This window comes from Acidiphilium sp. MT5 (assembly GCF_054767495.1).
The window spans coordinates 43,214-60,131 of sequence record NZ_BAABMR010000006.1 but is presented as its reverse complement, the minus strand read 5'-3'; the positions used below and the strand labels follow the sequence as shown (position 1 = coordinate 60,131).

The 16,918-nt window shown below is 61.0% G+C and carries 21 protein-coding genes and 3 tRNA genes; 18 read left to right on the top strand and 6 right to left on the bottom strand.

Features of this window, described 5'->3' with window-relative positions:
• The first annotated feature begins 175 nt into the window (after positions 1-175).
• The 8 genes from ffh (at position 176) to leuB (ending at position 6,816) form a co-directional block, all read left to right on the top strand.
• The gene (gene ffh, locus ACYUCQ_RS08190; protein WP_460254030.1) at positions 176-1,558 is read left to right on the top strand and encodes a signal recognition particle protein; all 1,383 of its coding nucleotides are present in this window, start codon (positions 176-178) and stop codon (positions 1,556-1,558) included.
• A 36-nt stretch (positions 1,559-1,594) separates the two neighbouring features.
• Entirely contained in the window at positions 1,595-1,939 is a 345-nt protein-coding gene (rpsP, locus tag ACYUCQ_RS08185; protein ID WP_460254029.1) for a 30S ribosomal protein S16, read from the top strand.
• A 12-nt stretch (positions 1,940-1,951) separates the two neighbouring features.
• Positions 1,952-2,479, top strand: a complete 528-nt coding sequence (gene rimM / locus ACYUCQ_RS08180; RefSeq protein WP_460254028.1) for a ribosome maturation factor RimM — start codon at positions 1,952-1,954, stop codon at positions 2,477-2,479.
• The gene (gene trmD, locus ACYUCQ_RS08175; protein ID WP_460254027.1) at positions 2,476-3,186 is read left to right on the top strand and encodes a tRNA (guanosine(37)-N1)-methyltransferase TrmD; all 711 of its coding nucleotides are present in this window, start codon (positions 2,476-2,478) and stop codon (positions 3,184-3,186) included. The genes rimM and trmD overlap by 4 nt, the downstream gene beginning before the upstream one ends.
• 26 nt (positions 3,187-3,212) lie before the next feature.
• A complete protein-coding gene (gene rplS, locus ACYUCQ_RS08170; protein WP_460254026.1) occupies positions 3,213-3,587 on the top strand; it encodes a 50S ribosomal protein L19 in 375 nt (124 codons plus the stop codon).
• A gap of 64 nt (positions 3,588-3,651) precedes the next feature.
• The gene (gene leuC / locus ACYUCQ_RS08165) at positions 3,652-5,052 is read left to right on the top strand and encodes a 3-isopropylmalate dehydratase large subunit (protein ID WP_460254025.1); all 1,401 of its coding nucleotides are present in this window, start codon (positions 3,652-3,654) and stop codon (positions 5,050-5,052) included.
• Entirely contained in the window at positions 5,052-5,672 is a 621-nt protein-coding gene (leuD, locus tag ACYUCQ_RS08160) for a 3-isopropylmalate dehydratase small subunit (protein WP_460254024.1), read from the top strand. The genes leuC and leuD overlap by 1 nt, the downstream gene beginning before the upstream one ends.
• A 34-nt stretch (positions 5,673-5,706) precedes the next feature.
• A complete protein-coding gene (gene leuB, locus ACYUCQ_RS08155) occupies positions 5,707-6,816 on the top strand; it encodes a 3-isopropylmalate dehydrogenase (RefSeq protein ID WP_460254023.1) in 1,110 nt (369 codons plus the stop codon).
• Between the two features lie 12 nt (positions 6,817-6,828).
• Here leuB and ACYUCQ_RS08150 read toward each other — a convergent pair whose 3' ends face one another.
• From ACYUCQ_RS08150 to ACYUCQ_RS08135, 4 genes are all read right to left on the bottom strand, one after another.
• A complete protein-coding gene (locus ACYUCQ_RS08150; RefSeq protein ID WP_460254022.1) occupies positions 6,829-7,566 on the bottom strand; it encodes a TlyA family RNA methyltransferase in 738 nt (245 codons plus the stop codon).
• 120 nt (positions 7,567-7,686) lie between these two features.
• On the bottom strand, positions 7,687-8,019 hold the full coding sequence (locus ACYUCQ_RS08145; RefSeq protein WP_460254021.1) for a helix-turn-helix domain-containing protein: 333 nt from the start codon (positions 8,017-8,019) through the stop codon (positions 7,687-7,689).
• A 297-nt stretch (positions 8,020-8,316) separates the two neighbouring features.
• On the bottom strand, positions 8,317-9,567 hold the full coding sequence (locus ACYUCQ_RS08140) for an RsmB/NOP family class I SAM-dependent RNA methyltransferase (RefSeq protein ID WP_460254020.1): 1,251 nt from the start codon (positions 9,565-9,567) through the stop codon (positions 8,317-8,319).
• A gap of 25 nt (positions 9,568-9,592) precedes the next feature.
• A tRNA-Ala gene (locus ACYUCQ_RS08135) sits at positions 9,593-9,668 on the bottom strand.
• A 103-nt stretch (positions 9,669-9,771) separates the two neighbouring features.
• Here ACYUCQ_RS08135 and ACYUCQ_RS08130 point away from each other — a divergent pair.
• The 3 genes from ACYUCQ_RS08130 to ACYUCQ_RS08120 all read left to right on the top strand — a co-directional run bounded on the left by ACYUCQ_RS08130 (position 9,772) and on the right by ACYUCQ_RS08120 (position 11,786).
• Complete coding sequence (locus ACYUCQ_RS08130; protein WP_460254019.1) at positions 9,772-10,077, top strand: YggT family protein; 306 nt, start codon at positions 9,772-9,774, stop codon at positions 10,075-10,077.
• Between the two features lie 2 nt (positions 10,078-10,079).
• Positions 10,080-10,922 (top strand): bifunctional methylenetetrahydrofolate dehydrogenase/methenyltetrahydrofolate cyclohydrolase FolD, encoded by an 843-nt coding sequence (gene folD / locus ACYUCQ_RS08125; protein ID WP_460254018.1) that lies wholly within the window; start codon positions 10,080-10,082, stop codon positions 10,920-10,922.
• A gap of 162 nt (positions 10,923-11,084) precedes the next feature.
• Positions 11,085-11,786: a thioredoxin domain-containing protein gene (locus tag ACYUCQ_RS08120; protein ID WP_460254017.1), complete on the top strand. Its 702-nt coding sequence runs from the start codon at positions 11,085-11,087 to the stop codon at positions 11,784-11,786.
• Between the two features lie 3 nt (positions 11,787-11,789).
• Here the strand turns inward: ACYUCQ_RS08120 and ACYUCQ_RS08115 are convergent, their stop codons facing one another.
• Positions 11,790-12,500: a c-type cytochrome gene (locus tag ACYUCQ_RS08115; RefSeq protein WP_460254016.1), complete on the bottom strand. Its 711-nt coding sequence runs from the start codon at positions 12,498-12,500 to the stop codon at positions 11,790-11,792.
• A 53-nt stretch (positions 12,501-12,553) separates the two neighbouring features.
• Here ACYUCQ_RS08115 and ACYUCQ_RS08110 point away from each other — a divergent pair, with 53 nt between their 5' ends.
• The 5 genes from ACYUCQ_RS08110 (at position 12,554) to nusG (ending at position 14,144) form a co-directional block, all read left to right on the top strand.
• A complete protein-coding gene (locus tag ACYUCQ_RS08110) occupies positions 12,554-13,003 on the top strand; it encodes a protein tyrosine phosphatase family protein (RefSeq protein ID WP_460254015.1) in 450 nt (149 codons plus the stop codon).
• Positions 13,004-13,093: 90 nt separating this feature from the next.
• A tRNA-Gly gene (locus tag ACYUCQ_RS08105) sits at positions 13,094-13,167 on the top strand.
• A 73-nt stretch (positions 13,168-13,240) separates the two neighbouring features.
• A tRNA-Trp gene (locus ACYUCQ_RS08100) sits at positions 13,241-13,317 on the top strand.
• An 84-nt stretch (positions 13,318-13,401) separates the two neighbouring features.
• Positions 13,402-13,605: a preprotein translocase subunit SecE gene (gene secE / locus ACYUCQ_RS08095; protein WP_460254014.1), complete on the top strand. Its 204-nt coding sequence runs from the start codon at positions 13,402-13,404 to the stop codon at positions 13,603-13,605.
• Positions 13,606-13,613: 8 nt separating this feature from the next.
• The gene (gene nusG / locus ACYUCQ_RS08090; RefSeq protein ID WP_460254013.1) at positions 13,614-14,144 is read left to right on the top strand and encodes a transcription termination/antitermination protein NusG; all 531 of its coding nucleotides are present in this window, start codon (positions 13,614-13,616) and stop codon (positions 14,142-14,144) included.
• 63 nt (positions 14,145-14,207) lie between these two features.
• Here nusG and dmeF read toward each other — a convergent pair whose 3' ends face one another.
• Positions 14,208-15,248 (bottom strand): CDF family Co(II)/Ni(II) efflux transporter DmeF, encoded by a 1,041-nt coding sequence (gene dmeF / locus ACYUCQ_RS08085; protein ID WP_460254012.1) that lies wholly within the window; start codon positions 15,246-15,248, stop codon positions 14,208-14,210.
• 157 nt (positions 15,249-15,405) lie between these two features.
• Between dmeF and ACYUCQ_RS08080 the strand changes: the two genes are divergently transcribed.
• Both ACYUCQ_RS08080 and ACYUCQ_RS08075 read left to right on the top strand, forming a co-directional pair.
• Positions 15,406-15,867 (top strand): hypothetical protein, encoded by a 462-nt coding sequence (locus ACYUCQ_RS08080; RefSeq protein ID WP_460254011.1) that lies wholly within the window; start codon positions 15,406-15,408, stop codon positions 15,865-15,867.
• A 64-nt stretch (positions 15,868-15,931) separates the two neighbouring features.
• A complete protein-coding gene (locus ACYUCQ_RS08075) occupies positions 15,932-16,873 on the top strand; it encodes a cytochrome c oxidase assembly protein (protein WP_460254010.1) in 942 nt (313 codons plus the stop codon).
• Positions 16,874-16,918: the final 45 nt, after the last annotated feature.

Here is a 16,918-nt window from a genome sequence, read left to right as displayed (position 1 = left end):
CTACACTCTTAACGAAATAGTTTTATTTTGCGCAACTTTTACGTGCAGCGTTGATCGGGCGGATGCGGCAGGATCGAAACGCGCATTGACCTGCGGCGGACTCTCAGGCAAAGACCCGCCATCCGCCGCGCTGCGAGTGTCGCACCGCGGCGCGTTTTGCGTTGCGGAGAGAAAAATGTTTGACGCCCTCTCGGGCAAACTCGGTGATGTGTTCGACCGGCTCCGCCGGCGCGGCGCTTTGTCCGAGAGCGATGTCATGGAAGCCATGCGCGAGATCCGTCTCGCGCTGTTGGAGGCGGACGTCGCGTTGCCGGTGGTGCGTGATTTTATCGCCAAGGTCCGCTTGCAGGCGGTTGGCGCGGAAGTGCTCAAATCGGTCTCGCCCGGTCAACAAGTTGTTAAAATCGTTCATGACGCGCTGGTCGAAGCGCTCGGCGGTGAGGGTGCGGCGGCGCTTAATCTCAACGCCGTTGCACCGATCCCGTTTTTGATGGTCGGCCTGCAAGGCTCCGGCAAAACCACCACCTCCGGCAAAATTGCGTTATTTCTCAAGGACAAGCAACGCCGTAAGGTGCTGCTCGCGAGCCTCGACACGCAGCGCCCTGCCGCCCAACTTCAGCTGGCCCAGCTCGCCGAGCGCGCGGGCGTTGCCTCATTGCCGATTATTGCGGGTGAAACGCCCGTGCAAATCGCCCATCGCGCCATGGATACCGGTCGGCGCGAAGTGTTTGATGTGGTCATTCTCGACACGGCGGGTCGGCTGAGCATCGATGAGGCCCTGATGGCCGAGGTCAAAGCCATCAGCGCCGCCGTGACCCCGGCGGAAACCTTGCTGGTGGTCGATGCGATGACCGGCCAGGACGCGCTGACCACCGCGACATCGTTCAATGAGGCGCTTGGCATCACCGGCATTGTGATGACCCGCCTTGATGGCGATGCACGGGGCGGCGCTGCCCTCTCGATGCGGGCGGTGACTGGTGCGCCGATCAAGCTGATGGGTGTTGGTGAAAAGCTGGATGCGCTGGAAACCTTCCATCCAGAGCGGATTGCCGGGCGCATTCTCGGCATGGGCGACATTGTCTCGCTGGTGGAGCGCGCAGCGGAAACCGTCGACCAGGAAAAGGCCGAAAAGCTTGCCGCCCGGATGGCGAAGGGCAAGTTCGACCTGGAAGATTACGCCGAACAGCTCAAGCAAATCACCAAAATGGGCTCGCTCACCGGCATTCTCGGCATGTTGCCCGGCGTTGGCAAAATCAAGCAACAATTGAACGATGCCGATCTCGATACCTCAATCCTCAAGCGTCAGGTTGCGATTATTCAATCAATGACCCGCGCCGAGCGCAAAAACCCGGATCTGCTCAAAGCCAGCCGGAAAAAGCGCGTAGCCGCCGGGTCAGGCACGTCGGTGCAGGAGGTCAACCGCTTGCTCAAACAGTTCGAGCAGATCGCGGATATGATGAAACGTGCCCAAAAACTCGGCCAGAAAGGTCTCGCCCGTGGCGGCCTCGCGGCCTTGATGCCTCAAGCCGGCGCCCCGCGTGGTGGCCGCCGCTTTTAACCCTTACCCCCCTTAACCCCAGGAGAACGCTCGACCATGTCCGTTAAAATTCGTCTCGCCCGTGCCGGTGCTAAGCGCCGCCCGTATTATCATATCGTGGTGGCCGATAGCCGCAGCCCGCGCGATGGCAAATTCATCGAGAAGATTGGCAGCTACAACCCGATGCTGCCCGCCGACCATGCTGAGCGCGTGCGCTTGCAGGAAGACCGGGTGAAGCATTGGCTTTCGGTGGGTGCCGAAGCGACAGATCGTGTCGCCCGCTTCCTGGGCCGCGCCGGCCTCGCGCCGATGCCTGCGTTCCGCGAGCAGCCGATCCAGTCCGCGCCGAAAAAGAAGGCGCAGGAACGGGCTGCCGAGCGCGCTAAAGCCGCTGCCGCCTAACTGGGTTGGTTGATGAGCGAACCCCTCATCCTGATGGGCGTGATCGGCAAACCGCACGGTGTGCGCGGTGCGGTGCATGTGCATGGCTATGGCGAGGATCTGCACGCCCTCGCCCGCTTGCCCCTGCGCGATGAAACCGGCCAGCCTATCACCCTCACTTGGGTCAGCGATGGGATTGCGCGCGTCACGTTGCATCCGAACGGCAAACCGATGCCGGTGACCGATCGGGATGGGGCTGCACGCTTGACCAATACCAAGCTGATGTTGCCGCGCGATCAATTGCCGCCGGCGGCGGAGGATGAGTTCTATTTGGCTGATCTGATCGGCATCACCGCCTATCTGGCGGATGGGCGCAAGGCCGGTTTGATCGCCGCCGTGCATGATTATGGCGCGGGCGCCAGCTTGGAGCTGGATAGCGGCGCTCTGATCCCCTTCACCCGTGCGGCGGTGCCGATGATTGATTTGGCCACCAGCCGCATCACCATTGTGCCACCCACCGAAATCATTGGCGAAGCGCCCGCGCAGGACTCCGCCGCATGACCGGGTTTCACGCCACGATCATCACTTTGTTTCCGGGCATGTTTCCCGGCCCGCTGGGCGAGGCGCTGGCTGGTCGCGCCCTGAAATCCGGCATTTGGTCGCTGGAGACGATCGATATCAGGGCGTTCGGCCTTGGCGTGCATCGCAGTGTCGATGATACGCCGTTCGGCGGTGGTGCCGGCATGGTGCTGCGCCCGGATGTGCTGGATGCGGCCATCAAAGCCGCGCAATCGGATGCGCCGCGCCCGCTGATCGCCCTCACCCCGCGCGGCGCGCCGCTGACCCAGGCGCGGATCAGCAGCCTCGCCGCCGGGCCGGGCGTGGTTTTGCTCTGCGGTCGCTATGAGGGCATCGATCAACGCGTGCTTGATCGTCATGCCGCCGAAGAAATCAGCATTGGCGATTATATTCTCTCCGGCGGTGAAATCGCGGCGCTGGCGGTGCTGGATGCTACGATTCGTCTGCTGCCCGGCGTGATGGGCGCGGCCGAGAGCGCGGTGGAAGAATCATTCTCGCAGCCTTTGCTCGAATATCCGCATTATACCCGCCCCGCCACCTGGCAGGACCGGGCGGTGCCGCCCACCCTGCTGTCGGGCGATCATCAAGCCATTGCCGCCTGGCGCCGCCAAGCGGCTGAAACCATCACCCAACAACGCAGACCCGACCTTTGGGCCCGCCATGTTGCCACAATCCACCCCACACCCTAAAACGCACCCGCGAAAGGATTTTTCCGATGAACCTGATCCAAACGATCGATGCTGAACAGATCGCCAAGCTGAGCGCCGCCCGCGCGACCCCGAGCTTTAAGCCGGGGGATAATCTGCGCGTCTCGGTGCGGGTGACCGAGGGTGAGCGCACCCGGATTCAGGCGTTCGAGGGTGTGTGCATCGCCCGGTCGAACAAGGGGATCGATTCCAATTTCACCGTCCGGAAAATCTCCTACGGTGAAGGCGTCGAGCGTGTGTTCCCGCTCCACTCGCCCAACGTGACCGAGATCGCCGTGACCCGCCGTGGCGATGTGCGCCGTGCGAAGCTCTATTATCTGCGCACCCGCCGTGGCAAATCCGCCCGTATCGCTGAAGCTGCGCGCGAAACACCGGCGGCCTGAAGGACAAGGGAAGGCCGGGGCAGCCACCTCGGTCGGCCTTTATCCTTAATCGTCGGAGGTTCGGATGGCATCGACGTTGTTTGACAAAATCTGGGCGGCGCATGTGGTGGATCGCATGCCGGACGGCACCTGCATTTTGTATATCGACCGGCATTTGGTGCATGAAGTCACCTCGCCGCAGGCGTTCGAGGGGCTACGCTTGGCGGGCCGCGCGGTGCGCCGGGTTGATGCGACGATTGCGGTGGCCGATCATAATGTTCCGACCGAAAATCGGGCGGCAGGCATTGCGGAGCCGGAATCGGCCCTGCAGGTGGCAACATTGGAGCAAAATGTCGCGGCGTTTGGGGTGCCTTATATTCCGGTGACCGACGTTCGCCAGGGCATTGTGCATGTGATTGGGCCGGAGCAGGGATTTTCACTGCCCGGCATGACGCTGGTCTGTGGGGATTCGCACACCTCGACGCACGGGGCGCTGGGGGCGCTGGCATTCGGGATTGGCACGTCCGAGGTTGAGCATGTGCTGGCCACGCAAACCTTGCTGCAAGCACCGGCCAAGAACATGCTGGTCGAGGTGACCGGCACTTTGCCGCCGGGCTGCACCGCCAAGGACATTATTCTCGCGATCATTGGCAAAATCGGCACGGCGGGTGGCACCGGCCATGTGATTGAATATGCCGGCCCGGCGATCCGCGCCCTGGACATGGCGGGCCGGATGACGGTGTGCAACATGTCGATCGAGGCGGGGGCGCGCGCTGGTCTGATCGCGCCCGATGAGGTGACGTTCGATTATGTTCGCAGCCGCCCGCACGCGCCCAAAGGCGAGGCGTTAGAGCACGCCATCCGTTATTGGCGCAGCCTCGCCTCCGATCCGGATGCGGTTTATGACCGCGTCGTCACCCTCGATGTGAGTGATCTTGCACCGCACGTGACGTGGGGCACCAGCCCTGAGACCGTGGTGCCGATTACCGGCGCCGTGCCAAACCCTGCCGATGAGGCCGATCCGGCCAAGCGCACCCAGCTTGAGCGGATGTTGACCTATATGGATTTGGCACCCGGCCAAAAGCTGGACGGGCTGAAAATCGACGCCGTGTTTATCGGCTCATGCACCAATTCACGGATTGAAGATTTACGCGCCGCATGCGCGATGATCCAAGGCCGCCGCGTCGCTGCGCATGTCCGCGCCATGGTGGTGCCCGGCTCTGGCTTGATTAAAGCGCAGGCGGAAGCCGAAGGGCTTGCTTCCTTGTTCAAAGAGGCCGGGTTTGAATGGCGCGAGGCTGGCTGCTCGATGTGCCTGGGGATGAACCCGGACAAGCTCAAGCCGGGTGATCGCTGTGCGAGCACTAGCAACCGCAATTTCGAAGGCCGGCAAGGTCCGGGCGGTCGCACGCATTTGCTCTCGCCCGCGATGGCGGCGGCGGCGGCGATTGCTGGCCATCTGACCGATGTGCGGAGATTGGCCTGATGGATAAATTTACCCGGCTTGAAGCCATCGCGGCACCGCTGCCGATGGCGAATGTGGATACCGATAAAATCATTCCGGCCCGGTTTTTGAAAACCATCAAGCGCAGTGGCCTGGGTGTGCATTTATTTGCCGGCCTGCGCTATGATGATGAGGGTGCGGAAATCCCTGATTTTGTGCTGAACCGCGAACCGTATCGGCGGGCGCAGATTTTGATTGCCGGCGAGAATTTCGGCTGCGGCTCGTCCCGCGAGCACGCACCCTGGGCGCTGCTCGATTTTGGCTTGCGCTGCGTGATTGCGCCGAGTTTTGCTGATATTTTTTATAATAACTGCTTCAAAAACGGCATTCTGCCGATTGTGCTGCCCGCCGACCAATGTGCTGCGCTGATGGCGGATGCGCAAACCGGTGCGAATGCCCGCATCATTATCGATCTTGCGGCGCAAACCGTGTCGCGCCCGGATGGTGAGGCGTTCGCCTTCGAGATTAATCCGTTTCGCAAACATTGTTTGCTTAACGGGCTTGATGATATCGGCCTGACCCTCGAACATGAAGCCGCGATTACCGCGTATGAATCCCGGCTTGACGCCGCCCCTTGGCGGCCTGTGATTCCGGCCCTCTAACCAATCCCGTCCTCTGACGCGCAAGGCGCTCCGCATGACAATCCCGCACAAGAAAATTTTGCTCCTGCCTGGCGATGGTATCGGCCCGGAAGTGATGGCCCAAGCGCGCCGGGTGATCGATCATCTCAGCCAATCGGGTGCCGCCAGCTTCGAGATCAGCACGGATTTGGTTGGTGGTGCGTCGATCGAGGCGTTCGGCGCGCCGATTACCGATGCGGTGATCGCCAAGGCCCGGGCCGCCGATGCGGTGCTGTTTGGCGCGGTGGGCGGGCCGCAATGGGACCGTGAACCGTTCGATAATCGCCCGGAAATCGCGATTTTGGAGCTGCGCAAACAGCTTGGTCTATTCGCCAATCTGCGCCCTGCCCCGGTGTTTGAGGCGCTGATCGAGGCCAGTCCGCTGAAAGCCGATTTGGTGCGCGGGCTTGATTTGATGATTGTGCGTGAGGCCACGGGCGGTATTTATTTCGGCGAGCCGCGCGGCATCGAAACCCTGCCCGATGGCTCGAAGCGCGGCATCAATACTGAAGTCTATACCACTGCCGAGATTATTCGCGTTGGCCGCGTCGCGTTCGATTTGGCGCGCCAGCGCGATAAGCGCCTCACCAGCGTGGAAAAAGCCAATGTGATGGAATCCGGCCTGCTGTGGCGCGAAACCATCACCGCCCTTGCCGCTGACTATCCGGATGTGGCGTTGACCCATATGTATGCCGATAATTGCGCGATGCAGCTTGCGCGCAATCCGCGTCAGTTCGATGTGATTGTGACGTCAAACCTGTTTGGCGATTTGCTCTCGGACCTCGCCTCGATGCTGACCGGCTCGCTCGGCATGCTGGGCTCGGCCACACTCGGTGCCACCTTGCCGACCGGCAAACGCCATGCGCTCTACGAGCCAATCCATGGCTCCGCGCCCGATATTGCCGGGCAGAACAAGGCCAATCCGCTGGCGCAAATTCTCAGCCTGGCGATGTTGCTGCGCACCTCCCTGCATTTGCCCGAGGCGGCGACCCAAATTGAGCAGGCCGTGGCGGCGGCGCTGAATGCGGGCTATCGCACCGCTGATATCGCCGAGGCCGGGGCCAAGACCGTTAGCACCACCGCGATGGGCGATGCGGTGCTCGCAGCGTTGGGGGCGGGCGGCTAGAGCGATATTGGTTTAGGTTTTCTCGGCGCCGATCAGAAATTCGACATTGCCTTCTGGCCCGGTGATTGGGCTTTCGGTGATGCCGCGCACCTGCCAGCCGGGGAGTGTGCTCCACCATTCGGCGATCATGGCGCAGACCGCCTCGCGCACCGCCGGGTCGCGCACGACCCCGCCTTTGCCCACGGCCTCGCGGCCGGCTTCGAATTGCGGTTTGATCAGTGCGACCGCGCAGGCACCAGGGCGGCAGAGCGCCAATCCGGCCGGCAGCACGGTGCGCAGACCAATGAAGCTGGCGTCGCACACCACGATATCGATCGGATCGGTGATCAAATCGGCGGTTAGATGCCGCGCGTTGGTTTTTTCATAGACCACCACACGCGGATCATCGCGTAATTTCCAGGCGAGTTGCCCATGGCCGACATCGACAGCATGGACCCGTGCGGCACCTCGGCTGAGCAAGACATCGGTAAAGCCGCCGGTGGAAGCGCCGATATCGAGCGCGATCATGCCGCTCGGGTCGAACCCAAAATAATCCAACCCGCGCACGAGTTTCAGCCCGCCGCGTGACACCCAGGGATGCGGTTTGGCGCGCACCAGCAAAGGTGCGGCCTCAGCGATCATGTCGCCGGGTTTATCGATGCGCCGCTCACCGGAAAACACCAGCCCCGCCATTACCGAGGCGGCAGCTTGGCTGCGCGTGTCACACAGACCGCGCTCGACCAACAAAATATCAGTGCGCCGCTTGGCCATAACCAAACCCTACTGAGCCAAACCGGGCATGACAAGTTTGGGGCCAGTGGGTGTGCCAGTAAGCGGGCACGACAAAAGCGGCGCCGAATGAACCGGCACCGCTCACGGAAGCCGCGCTAACTAACCGCGCGCTAAACGCTTGGCCGTTCGCAACAAAATTTGGCGGTCTTCCGTGGCGCAGGACCGATAGAGCCGCATCAGCGCCAGTTCGTCGCCCTGGAGGGTGCCGGTTTCACCGGACACCAAATAGGCCAGCGATGTTCCGAGAACCTTGGCAATTCGCTCAAGATTCTCGCGCACCTGACCTGCGCGGTCAGTTTCCCATTGCGCAATCGCCGAACGTGATACCCCTAACTGACCGGCAAATTCGTCCTGGGTCAGATTATTGGCAAGGCGGAGCGCACGAATGCGCTGACCGACTGATTCTAGAGTGGGATTTTTTTTCGTAACCATATAATCTGTATAGATGCCTCAAATCCGATAATCCAGACTTATTTTAGATATTTTAATGCCTAACAATAATATAATTTTTGGTAAATCGTTCCATCTAAAAGGCGAGAATCGCCAGATTTAATCAACCAATGGTAGCAGTTTGTTCAATGAATTGCTGATATTGAGCCGAATTTTCCTGCTTATCCGATTGTCAGTAACATTTTTTGAACGATTCTATAATATAAATCTGAATCCAAATTTCTACCGATTCGGGTGCGGTGCGCTACAAACGTTTGCAAGGCTCGTTTCGATCAAGTGTTAGCCCCGGCGCAGCCTTGCTGCAAAGAATCCGTCCATGCCGCCTTGATCCAGCCAAAATCCGGGATCAGTGCGCAACAATCCTTCGCGCGTTACCGCGTCAGCCAAGCCCGGCACTTCATCCGGACGGATTGGGTCGATCACCAAACGATGACGCTGCATCGCGGCTTTGACGCGGGCGAAACCTTCTTCCTCCTGCAACGAACACACGGCATAAACCAGCGTGCCGCCCGGCGCCAATCGTGCCATCGCCGCCCCGATCAGCCGGTCCTGCAGCGCCGCACAGGACGCGACATCCGCCGGTCGGCGCAGATGCAAAATCTCGGGATGCCGACGGATGGTGCCGGTCGCCGAGCACGGTGCGTCGAGCAAAATCATCGGATACGGGTCCAGCGTCACACTCAGCGCATCCGCGATTTTGAGCTCACCGATCAAGCCCAGCCGTTGCATATTCTCAGCAAGCCGTCGCATCCGCTGCGCATCGCGGTCCAGTGCGGTAACGTGTGCGCCCTGTGCTGCGAGCTGCATGGTTTTGCCGCCGGGGGCGGCGCACATATCGAGCACGCGCTGCCCCGTTACGTCGCCCAATAAACGCACCGGCAAAGCTGCCGCCGCATCCTGCACCCAGAATGTTCCGGCGCGAAACCCGTCCAACGCTGTAACATCGCTGCCCGCCGGTAACCGCGCCGTGCCAGTGGGCAGCATGATCGCGCCGTCCGGTGCGGACGTGCCGGGCTTGAGCGACAAATCAAGCGGCGCTTCCGTGCGATGGCCGAGCGCAATATCACGCGCGCGTGCGCCCCAACTTGCCCAGAGCCAGGCAGGTGTGTCCAGGCGCGGCGCATCCAGCGCCTCCAGCCCCGCCGCTCCGGCCTCGCTCACCCGGCGCAGCACCGCATTGACCAGACCGGCGAATTTGGTCAGCCCGCGTGACCGCGCCAAATCCACGGCCGTGGCCACCGCCGCATGCGCGCCGGTGCCTAAATAGAGCGATTGCGCGGCGCCAATCCGCAATATGTGCTGCACCGGCGCGGGCGGGGCGCGCTGCACATGCGCCTCGATCATCGCATCCAAACTGCCTAAATGCCGCAGCACCGTTGCGGCAATCCGGTGCGCGGCTGACCGGTCCCGTGGCTCGGCGGCCACGCGCACCCGGTCCAACGCCGCATCCAGCGTTCCATGCCGATCCAGCACCGCTGCCACCAGATCAAACGCAATCGCGCGGGTTGGATCAATCGGGGCGTGCATCATTCCATCGTGATCGGAGAAACAGGGATGGTGGAGCTGAGGGGAATCGAACCCCTGACCTCCTCATTGCGAACGAGGCGCTCTCCCAACTGAGCTACAGCCCCATCCCTGCGCACCGCATCGCCCAACCGCGCCGCCTAGTCAAGCGCCCGCGCATTGCGCCGAGCGCGTCAGTTGGGTAACCCGGTGCCAGACAGGAGCAAAAATATGCTGTACTCGGTGTTCTGGTTCCTCAACGAGATCCTCGAACTCTTCATTTATGTGTTGATCGCCACCGCCATTTTCAGTTGGCTCGAAGCCTTCGGCGTGCTCGATTCCCGCAACCGCACCGTCTATAAAATTGGCGATGTGCTCGACCGGCTGACCAGCCCGGTGTTGGCGCCGGTGCGCCGCTTTGTGCCGTCGCTCGGGGGCATCGATATCTCGTTTATTATTGTTTTTCTCGTGTGCCGGGCGCTGCAAATCTTTTTGGGCGGCCTATACGGGCATCTTGCGGCTGCCGGGATCAGTTGAGCATGACGGCGCAGATCATCGATGGCCGCGCCGTCGCCGCTGCGCTGCGCGAAGCGGTCGCGGCGCGCGCTAGCGCCCTGCCCTATCGCCCCGGTCTGGCGGTGGTGCTGGTCGGCGATGATCCGGCCAGCCGCGTTTACGTCCGCAATAAAGACAAGGCTGCCTTGCAAGCAGGGCTAAATGCCCGCACCATTGCACTCCCCGCTGATACGTCGCAAGCCGCACTGCTGGCCCTGATCGACACGCTTAATCGCGATCCGCAGACGGACGGGATTTTGGTGCAATTGCCCTTGCCCGCCCATATCAGCAGCGAAACCGTGCTGCGCGCGATTGATCCAGCCAAGGATGTCGATGGGTTTCACCCCGATAATGTGGCCGCCCTCACCCTGGGCGCGCCGCGCCTCGTGCCCTGCACCCCGCGCGGCATCATGCTGTTGCTTGAGCATGCGCAGATACCGCTCCGGGGTGCCCGCGCGCTGGTGATTGGGCGCTCCAACATCGTGGGCAAGCCGGTGGCCGCCTTGCTGCTCGCGCAGAACGCCACGGTGACCATCGCCCATTCGGCAACCCGTGACCTCGCCGCCGAATGTCGCCGGGCTGAGATTATCATCGCGGCTGTTGGCCGGCCCGAAATGGTCCGGGGCGATTGGATTATGCCGGGTGCTACCTTGATCGATGTTGGGATCAACCGCACCGAGGCGGGAACATTGGTCGGTGACATTGCCTACGCCGAAGCGCTGCCCGTTGCAGGCGCGGTGACCCCGGTTCCAGGCGGCGTCGGCCCAATGACGATTGCGTGTTTGCTTGAAAATACCCTCACCGCCGCCATCGCCCGGCGCGGTTGAGGCTGCGAAAATGCTAGAGCGTGATTGGTTATCGTCAATCACGCTCTCATCCTTGTTGGCTGATCAATATCGATCTGGTCAATTCGCGCTATTGCGCTATTCTGGTCGACAGAACCGCCCTGCTTAACTGCCCAGCTTAATTGATTGTGACGGAGCACCACAATGAAATCACGAACCGTTAACATCCTAGCCTTTGCCGGCGGGATCGCGGTTGCGGTTATCGGCGGGCATTTCCTGCTGCATGGCAAAGCGAAGCCGGCGAATAATGGCAATCCGCCGATCGTCCACACCGCTTTTACCGCCGCGAGCCTGATGCGCCCTGGCGATCCGGTCTATGGCAATCCGAATGCCAAAGTCACGATTGTGGATTTCTACGATATACGCTGCCCGCCTTGCCGGCGGATGAATTTGCGTTTCAACAAGCTGATGTTGACCAATCATGATTTTCGCTATGTTGCGGTCGATTATCCGATCCTCGGCAAGCCCAGCACGCTCGGCACCCGCGCGCTATTCGCCGCAGCGCTCCAGCATAAATACCGGGCGCTGCGCCATATTCTGATGCGCCAGAAACGCAAACCCACGCTTGCGCTGCTCAAGCAAGATGCGAAGAAAGTCGGCATCGATTGGCCAACGCTGAAAACCGACATGAACAGCCCCGCCATCACCGCCCGGCTGACGGGTAATCTTGCCCGTGGTCATGATCTGGGCCTGAAATACGTGCCGAGCTGGTATATCGGCCATCAGCGGATCATTGGCTCGATCAGCTATGCCGATTTGGTGAAAACCATCGATCACGCCGAGGCTGCGCAGAAACAGGCTGATCAGGCGTCTGCTCAAAGCACCGAGGCGGGCACGAAGGGCTAAGCTTTACCCCGGATTCGCGGGCAGCGCGCCGTAATAGGCGCTGACCGCCTTGATTTGGGATTTGCTCATGGCGCGGGCGATGGCGGGCATCACGGGCGGATTGCCCGCCGGGCGCTTTTGCGTCTGCCAAGCGCGCAATTGCGCTTCGAGATAATCGGCCGGCTGTCCCGCCAAGCGGGGGAATGCGCCCTGACCCAGCCCCGCCGCGCCATGACAGGAGGCGCAGGCCGGAATTTCCGACCCGCTGTGGCCCACTACGCTGTGGCCCGCTGTGCTGCGACCTGGGGCGCCATGAATGGCCAGCGCCGCGCCGACCGGATTGGGGGGGTGCGCCGCTGCCCCACTCGCGGGTGCTGATACGGGTTTGGATATTGGCACGCTCATGGCCGCGAGATAGGCAGCGAGGGCGCGCCGCTGTGCGGCATCGACCCCGCTTGCCACGGCGGACATCATCACATTATCGCGCGCACCATAGCGAAAGGCCTTTAATTGGGCGCGAATATAGGCGGCGGGCAGCCCGGCAATCGCCGGATAGCCGCCATCCCGGCTGCCCATTTCATTCTCTCCGTGGCAAGAGGCGCAAACTTCGATTTGTTTAGGCGCAGCTAATTTGGGCACCGCCGACTTTGGCACCGCCGCATGGGCCACCAGCGGTAGCCCCGTGGCCAATGCGCCCGCCAGTCCGATCAGAAACCCTCGCCCCGCTTGTTTCATACCCGATCCTTGCCTAATATATTCCAATTAACGAAATCATAACGAGGTTAGCCATGACCGCTCTTACTGACCAGATCCATGTCTCCGGCTGGATCGACCCGTCCGAAATTCCCGCACTCGCCCAATCGGGTGTGCGCACCATCATCAATAATCGCCCGGATCACGAGCAGCCTGGCCAGCCGCGCGCCGCTGAAGCGGCAGCCATCGCGGCGCAGCACGGGATCACTTATCATCATATTCCCGTCACCGGCGCCAGCATCACGCCGGCGGATATTGAGGCGTTTCACATTGCTTTGACCGGCCATGAGGCGCGGCACGGTGCCTCGGGCGAGGCGAAAATCCTGTGCCATTGCCGCTCGGGGGCGCGGTCGGCCAATCTCTGGGCGCTGGCTCAGATCCGCCATGCCAAAGCGGACCCGGCGGATGTCGCCGCCACTGCCCGTGCGCGCAATATTGATTTGAGCACAGCGGGGGCGTGGCTCGCGCAACATCAAAAACGCTGATCGGGATCAGGCGCTGATCGATTATTGGGCCGATAAGTTGGGGCGTGATTGTTGCCGAACCGCAGCACGCGCCTTATAGAAAGCCAGCGCGCGGGCGTAGCTCAACGGTAGAGTCCCAGCCTTCCAAGCTGGTTGTGCGGGTTCGATTCCCGTCGCCCGCTCCACGCGACCCTTGACAGCGATGCCCGCGCGGTGTGCAAGCCACTCGCGCGCTGGACTTGTCGCCGTCTGGTTTGCAGGGGTGTAGCTCAATTGGCTAGAGTGCCGGTCTCCAAAACCGGAGGTTGTGGGTTCGAGACCCTCCACCCCTGCCATCAGGCGACGTCGCTTGCGTGCACCAACGATGTCACTGCACGATGTCACTTTGATTGATTTGACCGCGTCCGAAACTGAGGAGCATGGCGAAATTGGCGTTTAACCGGGCAAAATTCCTGAGCGACGTGCGCAGCGAAGCCGCCAAAACCACCTGGCCGACCCGCCGCGAGACCTTGACCACGACGGGTCTGGTGCTCGCCATGGTCGTGGTCACCATCATTTTCTTTATCGTGGTTGATCAGGCGATCAGCCTGGCGATGCGCGCCTTATTCGGAATCGGAAGCTGAGGGATCTCATGGCCAAGCGTTGGTATGTTCTGCATGTCTATTCAGGGTTCGAGAAAAAAATCGCGACCCAAATCCACGAAGCGGCAGCCCAAAAGGGCCTGACCGACCAGATCGAGAGCGTGCTGGTGCCCACCGAAGAGGTGGTCGAAATCCGCCGCGCCCAAAAGGTCAATGCCGAGCGCAAATTTTTTCCGGGCTATGTGCTGATCAAAATGGAGCTCACCGATGATGCTTGGCATCTGGTGCGCGATATTCCCAAGGTCACTGGCTTCCTCGGTAGCAAGAGCCGTCCCTCCCCGATTTCCGATGCCGAAGCCGAGCGCATGATGCGCCAAGTGCAGGAAGGCACGGAAAATCGCCGCCCGGCCATTCTGTTCGAAATCGGCGAGCAGGTGCGCGTGGCCGATGGGCCGTTCACCAGCTTCCAAGGCACGATTGAAGACATCAACGAAGAGCATAGCCGGGTTAAAGTTTCGGTGGTTATTTTCGGCCGGCCGACCGCTGTTGATCTCGAATATAGCCAAGTCGAGAAGCTTTAACGGCCCCTCGGGTCTGGTTGGGGCCTGATGGGGGCGTGATTGCTGATCAATTTATTGGCTTAGTTAGGCCGGGTTGGGCTCAATCGGCTCTACTTCCACGGTGATATGCGACAATCCGCGCAACGCTGAGAGTTTGTGCCGGTAGGAAGCAGGCGTTGCCGGATTGCGGGTGCGCAGCGCGATAATGACCGCCAGATGCCCCGGCCCGACCCGCCAGACATGTAAATCGCTCACCAAATCACCATCGCACTCCAACGTGGAGCGGATGCGTGCTTGGATGTCCGCGTCCGGTGTCATATCGAGCAGGACCGCGCCGGCGGCGCGCACCAGCCCGACCGCCCAATTCGCCACCACCGCCGCGCCGACCAGCCCCATCACCGGGTCCATCCATACCCAGCCGAGAAATTTGGCCATCAACAGGCCGATAATCACCAGCCCGGAGACGGCGGAATCCGCCACCACGTGCACATAGGCGGCCCGCATATTGAAATCCCGATGCACGGCGGCTGCGGCGCCGCGATGGTCATGGTCATGGTAATGGTCGTGGTCGTGGTCGTGGTCATGATCGTGATCATCGTCATGATCGTGGTGATGCCCGTGCGCGTGGCCATGATCATGGCTGTGATCATGGCCGTGATCATGATCCCCGGCCAATACCAGCGCGCTGACGGCATTCACCACCAAGCCCAGAACGGCAATCGGGATTGCAGCACGATAATCGATCCGCTCGGGCGCAAAAAATCGGCTCAACGCCTCATAGCCAATCAGGATCGAAAACATCGCCAAAATGATCGCGCTGGTAAACGCCGCCAAATCGCCCAGCTTGCCGGTTCCCAGCGCAAAGCGCCGATCCGCCGCATGGCGGCGCGCATAGCGATAGGCCAAGGCCGCGAGCAGCATCACCCCGGCATGGGTGCTCATATGAATGCCGTCCGCCACCAGCGCGATTGAGTGAAACATTGACCCGCCAATGATCTCGACGAGCATCATCACGCTGGTCAGCCCCACCACGACCCAGGTTTTGCGCTCATTATGCGCGCTCGACGCGCCCAGGAAATAATGGCTATGCTCGTCGGTCTCGCCCATCGCACCCTGATTTGTCATGATCGCCCTCCAGCGCCGAAGATATGGATGCTCTCTTAAAGCATCAAACCCAAAGCGTGACCCCCTGATCGGTTTTTTAGCGGGTTCGGTGCGTGGCAGGGGTTTTGCTTGTCAGAGTTTGATTGGTTTATTATCGTCACAAAACAAATTGGAAAGCATGATGGACCAATTCATCGCAACATTATTTTCGATTTTGTTTACCCTGGTTGCGGTGGCGTTTGGTCTCGCAATTGGTGCGAGCGCGTGGATCGGCCTGCATCTCGGCGTTGCGCCCCGAACCGTGCAGATCGTCGCGATCATGGCGTTTGCGCCGTTGGCTTTGCTCTATCTTGTATCCTATCGCGCCATTGTGATCGCGCCGGTGCTGCGGCGCTGGGCCGCCCAAAACGGCGTCGCCTTGGGCAAAATCCGCCGCCGCACCGATTTTACCGCGCCGCCGGAAACCCGCGTCAGCCTGTTGATGGATAATCAATATTTGGCGTTTTACTCAGCCGATGTGCTTAGCCCGCAACCGGGCACTGCCTATTTTCGGCTTCTGGTGATCGCGCCTTTTGGCATCGCGGTGATCCGCGCGAGCACCATTATCCGCGATGATTTATCTAAATCCATGACGTTCTGAGCGCGCTGACGCCGGATGGGACCGGTTTTTTGCCCCGATCCGGCTGATCCGCTATAGCACCGGCATGCTCACCGACGACCGACGCACTTTGCCTTTGATCATCCTGCTTGGCATCGCGCTGGATCTGGCCTGCCGGTTGATCCCGGCCGACCTGCCGGCCATCGCGCCGTTCGACTTCAATATCCTGATTTATCTAGGCTGCACGTTGGCCCCGCTTTGGTATTGGCGCGGCTATCGTGTCACGGCGCCGGCGGATCGCCCAGCGCGTTGGCGTCCGATTGCGTTTTATGCCAGCGTGGCGATGATTTATATCGTGCTGCAAACCCATTTCGAATATGCCGCCCAGCATATGTTTTTCCTCAATCGCGTGCAGCAAATGACCATCAGCGTGTTCGCGCCGTTCCTGATCGCCTTTTGCTGGCCGGGTGAGGTGCTCGCGCGCGGCGCGCCGCCGATAATGCTCAGGCTGGTGCGCCATCGGCTGGTCCGCCAGCCCCTCGCGGTGCTGCGCAACCCGCTGATTGCTGCCGTGATCATGCTCGCGGTGACCGATGTCTGGCTGCTCCCCAGCGTTGATCTGGCGGCCATGCTCGATGCGCAGCTTTACAACGTCATGAATATCTCGATGATCGCGGCGGGCCTGTTGTTCTGGTTCGTGGTGCTTGACCCGCGCCCCCGGCCGCAATCGCGCCATACTTACCTCACCCGCATGGTCGCTGGCTTTTTGCCGATGTTTCCCGCCGTTTTGGTGGCCGCGACGATTGCACTGTCCAACACCGATTTTTACAGTTTCTACAATTTGTGCGGACGGCTCTATCCGGGCATCAGCGCGCACTATGACCAATTGCTCGGCGGCATGATCCAGTGGATTCCCCCCGGCATGCTCAATTCTGCCGTGCTGTTCGTGCTGCTCAATGCCTTGCGCAAGCAGGAAGAAAAAACCGTCAACGCAACCCCGATCCCGGTTGGCGCACGGGTGATCGAAGCAAAATGGACGGGTCGTTGAGCGCTGATTGGCCCACACGGTCTTGCGAAGCCGCCCGGTTGCCGC